The organism is Pseudomonas sp. AP42 (assembly GCF_001728935.1).
In the GTDB taxonomy this organism is placed as follows: Bacteria; Pseudomonadota; Gammaproteobacteria; order Pseudomonadales; family Pseudomonadaceae; genus Aquipseudomonas; species Aquipseudomonas lactis.
Genome location: NZ_LYSO01000076.1, coordinates 21,430 through 29,511, shown reverse-complemented (window position 1 = coordinate 29,511; position 8,082 = coordinate 21,430). Strand labels below are relative to the sequence as shown.

Annotated in this window: 8 protein-coding genes; 2 read left to right on the top strand and 6 right to left on the bottom strand. The window is 62.1% G+C overall.

Annotation, left to right across the window (positions count from 1 at the left end):
* Positions 1–109: 109 nt before the first annotated feature.
* The 6 genes from A7K61_RS21715 to A7K61_RS21690 all read right to left on the bottom strand — a co-directional run bounded on the left by A7K61_RS21715 (position 110) and on the right by A7K61_RS21690 (position 6,264).
* Complete coding sequence (locus tag A7K61_RS21715) at positions 110–2,350, bottom strand: TonB-dependent receptor (RefSeq protein ID WP_102047775.1); 2,241 nt, start codon at positions 2,348–2,350, stop codon at positions 110–112.
* A gap of 154 nt (positions 2,351–2,504) precedes the next feature.
* Positions 2,505–3,482 (bottom strand): FecR family protein, encoded by a 978-nt coding sequence (locus A7K61_RS21710; protein WP_069558343.1) that lies wholly within the window; start codon positions 3,480–3,482, stop codon positions 2,505–2,507.
* Positions 3,479–4,057 carry an RNA polymerase sigma factor gene (locus tag A7K61_RS21705; RefSeq protein ID WP_003188829.1) on the bottom strand — a complete coding sequence of 193 codons (579 nt, stop codon included), beginning with the start codon at positions 4,055–4,057 and terminating at the stop codon, positions 3,479–3,481. The genes A7K61_RS21710 and A7K61_RS21705 overlap by 4 nt, the downstream gene beginning before the upstream one ends.
* 7 nt (positions 4,058–4,064) lie before the next feature.
* Positions 4,065–4,391 (bottom strand): DUF3325 domain-containing protein, encoded by a 327-nt coding sequence (locus tag A7K61_RS21700; protein ID WP_044272042.1) that lies wholly within the window; start codon positions 4,389–4,391, stop codon positions 4,065–4,067.
* Positions 4,391–5,965 carry a PepSY domain-containing protein gene (locus tag A7K61_RS21695; protein ID WP_069558342.1) on the bottom strand — a complete coding sequence of 525 codons (1,575 nt, stop codon included), beginning with the start codon at positions 5,963–5,965 and terminating at the stop codon, positions 4,391–4,393. The genes A7K61_RS21700 and A7K61_RS21695 overlap by 1 nt, the downstream gene beginning before the upstream one ends.
* Positions 5,962–6,264: a DUF3649 domain-containing protein gene (locus A7K61_RS21690; RefSeq protein ID WP_047712658.1), complete on the bottom strand. Its 303-nt coding sequence runs from the start codon at positions 6,262–6,264 to the stop codon at positions 5,962–5,964. Before A7K61_RS21690 ends, A7K61_RS21695 begins: the two co-directional genes overlap by 4 nt.
* Positions 6,265–6,435: 171 nt before the next feature.
* Here A7K61_RS21690 and A7K61_RS21685 point away from each other — a divergent pair, with 171 nt between their 5' ends.
* Both A7K61_RS21685 and A7K61_RS21680 read left to right on the top strand, forming a co-directional pair.
* Positions 6,436–6,924: a sigma-70 family RNA polymerase sigma factor gene (locus tag A7K61_RS21685; RefSeq protein WP_003188822.1), complete on the top strand. Its 489-nt coding sequence runs from the start codon at positions 6,436–6,438 to the stop codon at positions 6,922–6,924.
* Positions 6,921–7,862 (top strand): FecR domain-containing protein, encoded by a 942-nt coding sequence (locus tag A7K61_RS21680; protein WP_069558341.1) that lies wholly within the window; start codon positions 6,921–6,923, stop codon positions 7,860–7,862. The genes A7K61_RS21685 and A7K61_RS21680 overlap by 4 nt, the downstream gene beginning before the upstream one ends.
* Positions 7,863–8,082 lie beyond the last annotated feature (220 nt).

The window sequence follows — 8,082 nt, the reverse complement described above, 5'->3', positions numbered from 1 at the left end:
GGTTACCGTTGGCTGCTGCAACCTACAAAATTGTGTAGATACCTATGGCTATCGCAGGCAAGCCAGCTCCCACACAAGTCAGCGCTACACATTGGGCTTTGGGGTGGGCTTAGAAGTTGGCCTCCAGCGACACCATCGCCGTACGCTCTTCACCCACGTTGTAGTACGCCGTGCTCGCCCCCAACCCGTTCACCGGGGCCGAGTTGAACGCCACGGTACGCGCCGAGCTCAAGTACTCCTTGTCGAACACGTTGAGCATCGAAAACCGCAGCGCGGCCGACTTGATGACCTTCTTATCCACCGGCAAATAAATACCCGCGTTCAAGTCGAACACCGTGCGGCCTTCGATCTTCTCCTTGTTGGTCAAATCGCCGTAGAAGCTGCCGACATACTTGCCTGCAATGTTGCCGTAGAACCGCGAATCGTCATACCCGAACACCAGGTTGAACATGTTTTCCGGCACGTTGGCCAATTGCTTGCCTGAAGTGGGCAACAGCACGTTCTTGCTGAGCAAATCGTCCTTCTGTTCGGATTGGGTGTAGGTATAGGACGCGTAGTAGTTGAAGTTGTGCGGCAGCAGGCCGCTCCATTCCAATTCCAGGCCTTTGTTATCGACAGTGCCGACGTTGAGCACCATGTAGTCACCGCTGGCATCGGTGGTCGAGACCTGGCGATCCTTGAAGCTGATGTAGAACAGGGTCGCGCTCAGCGCCATGTCGTCTTCGGTGTAGCGCCAGCCCAACTCCTGGTTCCAGCTCAGCTCGGACTTGAGGCTGACGGAGTCGCCCTTGTTGTACAGCACGTAGTTGGGCGGCGTGCGCATATTGCGGGTGACGTTGTAGAACGCCTGGTTGCTGTCGTCGAGCTGATACTTGGCGCTGAAGTTGGGCAGGAACTGGTGGTAACGGGTGTTACGTTTTTCCGGCGTGTCGTACAGGCTGCCGAGATTGTTGCCGTCACGCTCGACATATTGGTAGGCCACGCCACCAACAAAACTCAGGTCCGGTGTGGCTTGCCAGTTGTCCTGTACCCAGAGTTTCTGCGCCGGGGTGACGGTGTAGTAGTGGCGGCCCTGGACCGTAGCGCCGTTTTTGTCGACCACCTGGCCGCCGCTGTTGTAGTCGCCCCACACATCGTCAGGGGCACCTTCGTTGTTGATGCCGATAAACGGCTGAGTCTGGCGCTGGCGTGCGCGTTCGTACCAGTAGCCGTAGTCCAGGCTGTGTTCTTCGTTGATGTCCCACTTCATTTTCGCCGTAAATCCGGGGCGCCAGGTTTCGGTCCACGAAGGGCGGTAATAGTTGGCCGATTGCAGGTTACTCAGGTCGTAATTGCCGGCCTTGTCGGACTTTGGCCCCAGGTTGGAGGCGGTCTGGCCGCTGAAGCTGCCACCGTTGGCCCAGTAGTAGTACGGCGTGAGCGTCAACGACAAGTTGTCCTGCAGTTGCCAGCGCTGGGTCAGCGTGGCGTTGACGCTTTCGAACGGGTTGCGGTTGAGCTTGTAGGACGCCGACAGCAAACCGGCCTTGTACACCGGGCTTTGCGCGTAATCCTTGCGCCGCCCTTCGGTGTCGAACTGCGCTTTGCTCAGGCTGTTATAGTTGTAGTTTTCCTGCTTGTTGTACTTGATCGTAGCCAGTGTGGAATTGCCGTTATCCCCTTCAAACAGGCTGCTCCACTCGATCTTGTCGCTGCGCAGAGTGCCCTTGCCGCGCCACTTGTCACCTTCCAGGTGCGACGCCGATACCCAGGTTTTCAGGCCACCCAAGTCACCGGTGTTCGCTCGCACGAAGGTCTTGCGCAGGGCGTTGGCACCGACGATCTGTTTGGCGAACACCCCGGCGTCCTTGGTCGGGCGAATGGTGATCATGCCGATGTTGCCGCCGCTGGAGCCGATGTGCGGGCCGTCGGCCTCGGAGGAACCCTGGGTGGCGAACACTTCGGCCAGGTTTTCCGGGTCGCCCAATTGGTTGGAGTACACACTGTAGTTGCCCGAGTCGTTGATCGGCACGCCGTCCACCGAGACGCCGACCTGGTCGGAACTCATGCCGCGCATGGTGAAGTTGGTGCCACTGGTGCCGCTGGCATCATCGCTGGAAACGTTGATGCCCGGAGTGTACTTGAGCTTGTCGATGGCGTTGGCGGTGGCCGACATTTCGTCCATGGCTTGCTTGGTCACCGTCGAGCGCGCCTTGGCACTTTCTTCGAGAATCATGTGACCACTGCCAAGGGTTTGCTTGCCGGCGATGTTCACCGAGCCGACATCCTGGGCATCATCGGCCAAAACCAGCGGCGCAAAGCCGCCCAGGCCCGATGCCAGAAGCAGGGCATAAAGAGTGTTGTCGTTCACGTGTAGATCCCTTACTGACATTGTTGTGTTGTATGGGGCAGATGCGAGCTTCCTGACCACTTGTTCAGGAACCAGGGATGATCCACGGCACGTGTAACCGTTTGGTGACAGGTTTTGGTGATTGCGATGAAGGTTCGATGAAGGCGCTGCGGGCTTAGCGCAGTACAATCATGCGACCTAAGAGTATGTGCTGTTCAAAACCCAGCACCGCTTGCAAGGCGTTCAAGACCGCGACTGGGTCCTGACTCGGAAAGCTGCCGCTGACGCGTCTGGCGGCCATGTCTTGGTTAAGCAGAAGTATGCGGCCGGGGTAATAACGCCGCAGGTCCTCAACCACCTCGGCCAGGGGTGCCTTGTAGTAGTTGAGCCAACCCTCGCGCCAGGCCAGGCGTGAGGCGCTGTCGACGCCATGCAAGGGCGCGGCAATACCATCGGCGTAAGCCACTTGCTGGCCCGCTGTCAGCACCTGTTGCTGGCCGTGTTTGGAGGGCGTCACGCCCACACGGCCGGACAGCACAGTGACCTCGGCGCCGTCAGGTTGCAGGCGCACTTCAAACTGCGTTCCCAGTACCCGCGTTTCACCGCCGCTCGCCTCCACCACGAAGGGGTCGCCGGTGTGGGTCACGCTGAAAAAACCTGCACCACGGCGCAGTTGGATGTGCCGTTCGCCCTGGCTGAAATCCACCGCAATGGCGCTGTCGGCGTCGAGGGTGACCTTGGATTGATCGGCCAGGGTGAAGGTCTTCACCTGCCCCGGCGCCGTCACATAATCGGCGCCCCACTCATCGACCCAGCGTGACGGCTGCCAACCGGCGCCCATCGATACCAGCAGCAGCAGGCAGGCGGCGATGGCCAAGGCACCGGACCAACGCGCTACCCGGGAGCGTTTGGAGGCGTTGATCGTATTGAGGTAGCCCTGCAAGGCGAGTGCGTCCTCGTCGGCCAGTTGGCGCGCTGGCACTTCGCTCAATTCCCAGAGCACCTGGGCTTGGGAGTAGGCCTCGACGTGTGCGGGATCTGCGCGTAACCAGCGGCTGAACGTGGCCTGGTCGCCGCTGCTGGGCTGGTCATGCAGCAGGCTCAGCCAGTCGAGCGCGGCCTGTTCCTGGGCGGGCGTGGGCGTGACGTTCACGGGGCTTTCCCTGGCGTGCGTGGCGGCGAGGGTTCGCGAAGGCTGGCCTTGCAGGCTTCGAGGGCGCGCATCATATGTTTTTCCACGGCGCTTTGGGACAGGCCCATGGCCTTGGCGATTTCGGCGTACTTGCGCCCGTGAATGCGGTTTAGCAGGAAAATCTGGCGGGTGCGCTCGGGCAAGCTGCGCAAGGCGGCTTCCACATGGCGCAGATCATTGCCCGCCTCCAGCGCCGCCTGGGGTTCGCAGCCTTGATTGTCTGACTGCTCGGGCAGCCAGCCTTCGCTGCTGCGCGCCCGTGCGCCTTCGCTGCGCAGGTGGTCGATGGCGATATTGCCGGCGCAACGCAGCAGGTAGGTGCTCAGCTCTTCGACCTGCACCAGCGGGCGACGCCAAAAGCGCAGGAACAAATCCTGCACCAGGTCGGCTGCCGTGGCGCGGCACCCGACGCGACGGCTGACCAACGCCTCCATTTGCGAACGCTGGGACAAAAACACCTGCAAAAAGTGCGCACGCCCACCGGCCGCCTCCGCATGCGGATTGTCCTGGGGTTGCGGCGGTGGGTTGATCCTCATGGCCGACTCAAGATAGGGCGAACGCCGCAACAGGGCTGGCCAACAGGCCGAGGCCCGCCAGGATCAAGGCCAGCCTTGGCCGATACGGCAGCAGCAACACCAGCAGCAAGGCGCTGAGCATCAACACCGCACACCACTCCACCAGGCCCTGGCCCCAACCGGCGCCAAGCACGGCCGGCCAGATCGACACGGCCAACAGCAACCAGCCGCCCACCCGCAGCGCCAGGCGCCGCGTGGGCGTGGGTTTGCTGTGCAGCAATTCGCCGTGGTGACGGTCGGTGGCCAAACACAGCGCCGTGAACCCGGCGTAGCACATCAATAGCGCGAGGAGCATCAGTGGGCCTGCTGCTTGAGTGCCAACCCGCGGGCACGTTCAGCCTTGGGTTGCGGCGCGGTGCGGTGGTGCATCTTCCACGCCGCCCACGCCAGGAACATGCCGCTGGCCAGGCAGGTGAGGTCGAAGCCGGCCATGGCCCAATCGCCGTTTGGCAGGGAGACGCCCAAGTGGTGCGCGGTGGTGATGGCGTTAAGCAGTGGTATGGCGGCAAACAACAGCGCGCCGAGGCTCAGTTGCTCAACCCAACCCTGGCGACCGCGCCGCAGCAAGGCGTGCAACAGGCTCAGGCCCCAGGCGATAAAGAACGCCTGCACTTCCCAGTCGGAACGCGCAGCGAAGCTTACCGGCAACAGGCGGTTGGACCAGAAAAACGCCGCAATGGCGATCATCAATCCGGACATGCTGGCAATATTCAGCACCCCCACCAGGCGCAGTTCAAAGGGCATGACCGGGGCCTTGGCGTGCTTGAGCTGGCGCTTGCCCAGCCAGATCACCAAGCCCGTGCCGATCATCGCCGTGCCCGCCAGGCCGCAGATAAAGTACAGCCAGCGCAGCACCGGGCCGGCGAAATGGCCCATGTGCAAACCGTAGAAACTGCCACCGATGGCCGTCGCCAAAGACGGCTCGGCACTGCCTCGCAACAGCTCGCCAGTGGTGCCGTTGAACGACAGGGTACTGCCGGAGGCATGCACCACGCTGTCGGAGCCGGCGCGAGACACATTGACCGAGGCGTTGGCATCGCCGGGGTTGTTGACCGCCACACGCCCCACATGCCCGCCCGCCCACTGTTCCCGCGCCTGCTGGTACATCGGCATCAACGGCAGCAGTTTGCCCGGCTGGCCGAGGGCTGGCGGATTGTCGGTAGCGGGGAACAACTCGCTGAAGAACGCCCGGCTGTCGTCGCCATAGGACGCCACGATGGGCGCAGGCATGACCATGCTCATGAAAATCACCAGGCTGCTGTAGGTGATCATCAGGTGAAACGGCAATACCAGCACACCCACCGCGTTGTGCCCGTCCAGCCAGGAGCGCTGGCCTTTGCGCGGGCGGAAGGTGAAGAAGTCCTTGAAGATTTTCTTGTGGGTAATGATGCCGGTGATCAGCGCGACGAACATCACCATGGCGGCGATGGTCGACAGCCAGCGGCCCCAGGGGTAAGGCATTTGCAGCTGGAAGTGGAAACGATAGAAGAACTCGCCGCCCTTGCTTTCGCGCGCCTGCACCGGTTGGCCGGTGACGGGGTCGAGGACTTTCTGGATGAAGGTGCCGCGCTTGCCGGGCTCGAGCTTGTCTTGCCACATCACCGATAGGCCGGGGTCGCGGCGGGTCGGCAAGGTAATGAACCAGCGCGCGGCGGTGGGTGCCTGCTGTTGCAGGTAGCTTTGCGCCACGGCGAGGCTGCGCCCATCGTCCAGGGGATGGGCCTGCACTTCGGGCTGCATCCAATGGGTAATTTCGTCTTTGAAATAGGCCAGGGTGCCGGTCAGGAAAATCGCGAACAGCAGCCAACCGAAGATCAAGCCTGCCCAGGTGTGCAACCAGGCCATGGCCTGGCGAAAGCCCTCTTTCATGTGCGAGCCATCCAGAAGCCAATGCCGGCCAGGGTTGCAAACAGCGCACTCGGCACCATCACCCCTGCCCAGGCGCGCCATGCCGTGCGGCAGGCAAAACACCAGAGCACCGCCAGCAGGTAGAACACAAAGGAACTCATCATGCCGGTGACCACCGCATCGGCACGGGACGTGGGCAGCCACAGCGCCAGGCAGATGGCAGCCAGGGAGGCCATCAGGTAACCGCCAATCACTGCCGCCAGCACGCGCGAGGTGACGGCGAGGCGGTAGGAAGCGGGCAATGAGGTTTTGCTTTTCATGCGGCAGGCGCCTGATTCATCAGCGTGCAATATTAATGATAAATATTCTCATATGCAAAAGAGAACGGATGAATCACCTCCCTTCGCCGATTGCCGAACCTGGTCACGCGCCCTACAATGCGAACAATTCTTGTTCTCTAAAGCATATCGAATGCTTGCGGAGTGATCGCGTTGCAGCCGTCCAATCCCGTCGAAGTGTTGTACAACGACCATCACCACTGGCTCACCGGCTGGTTGCGACGCAAGCTCGGCTGCCCGGACAACGCGGCCGACCTGGCGCAGGACACCTTTATCCGCGTGCTCAGTGCCCGGGAAGCGCCCACGCTGATCGAGCCGCGCGCCTTCCTCACCACCGTGGCCAAGCGTGTGCTGTTCAACTTCTACCGCCGCCAGGACCTGGAACGCGCCTACCTTGAGGCCTTGGCGCAGATGCCCGAACACGTGGCGCCGTCGGAAGAAGACCGCGCGATCATCCTGCAAACCTTGCTGGAACTGGACCAACTGCTCGACGGCTTGCCCAAGCAAGTCAAACGCGCCTTCCTGTTGGCCCAACTCGACGGCCTGACCTACGCGCAAATCGGCGCACAACTGGGCATCTCCATCGCCACCGTCAAACGCCACCTGACCAAAGCGGCCATGCGCTGCTACTTCGCCCTATGAACGTCTCCAGCCAAGTCGCCGAACAAGCCGTGCACTGGTTGCTGGAAATGCAGCAAGGCGCGCTCAACCCACGCCAGCAGGCGGCCTGGCAGCAATGGTTGAATGCCCACAGCGAACACCAACGCGCGTGGGAGCAGATCCAGCGCGTCAACCAACGCCTGCGCGGCGTGCCCTCGCCCCTCGCTCACGCCGCGTTGAATGCCCCCACCTCCGGCAGCCGGCGTCAGGCGCTTAAATTGCTGCTGATTCTGGGTGCCGGTTCAGCCGCTGCCTGGAGCCTGCGCCAGCAACATATCCTGCCGCCGCTGACGGCTGACTATCGCAGCCCGGTGGGCCAGCGCCGCACGGTGCAATTGGCCGACGGCAGCCAGTTGCAGCTCAACACCGGCAGCGCCGTGGATGTGCATTTCGACGGCCAACAGCGCCTGGTGCGCCTGCTTGAAGGTGAAATCCTGCTCACCGCCCGCGCAGGCCAGGCGCCGTTGCACGTGCTGACCGGCCAGGGCCTGCTCAGCAGCCAGGCGGCGCGCTTGAATGTGCGCCAGTTCAACAACCACACCCAACTGGCGGTGCTGGCCGGCCAGGTCGAGGTAATGCCCAACCGCTACAACGGCTTGGCGCTGAGCGTCGACGCCGCGCACCAGGTCAATTTCACCCGCAAAGGCTGGGACACCCCGCGCGCCACCGACGCCAACAGCGGCGCCTGGGCCGACGGCATGCTGGTGGCCGCACATATGCGCCTGGAAGACTTCTTGGGTGAACTGGGGCGCTATCGTCGCGGCCAGCTCCATTGCGATCCACAAGTGGCCAACCTGCTGCTGTCCGGCAGTTACCCATTGGATGACAGCGAACGCATCCTCGACCTGCTGGAAATCAGCCTGCCGGTGAAAGTGCGGCGTTTTACGCGTTATTGGGTGACCGTGCAGGCACGTGCGTGATGCATAGCGCGTTTTTGTAGGAGCGAGCTTGCTCGCGAAAAACCTCAACCCTCCGCGTTAAACCAGACAACCCGTGTGATCGTTGACGACCTTCGCGAGCAAGCTCGCTCCTACAGTGGGCGGTGAGCTCGAAATATTTTTTGCAGCTGTGAGCCGTTTTCCGCACCTGGCGTGACAGAGAAGGAAAGCCCCCCTTGATCCTTCCTTCTCAGGACCGCCC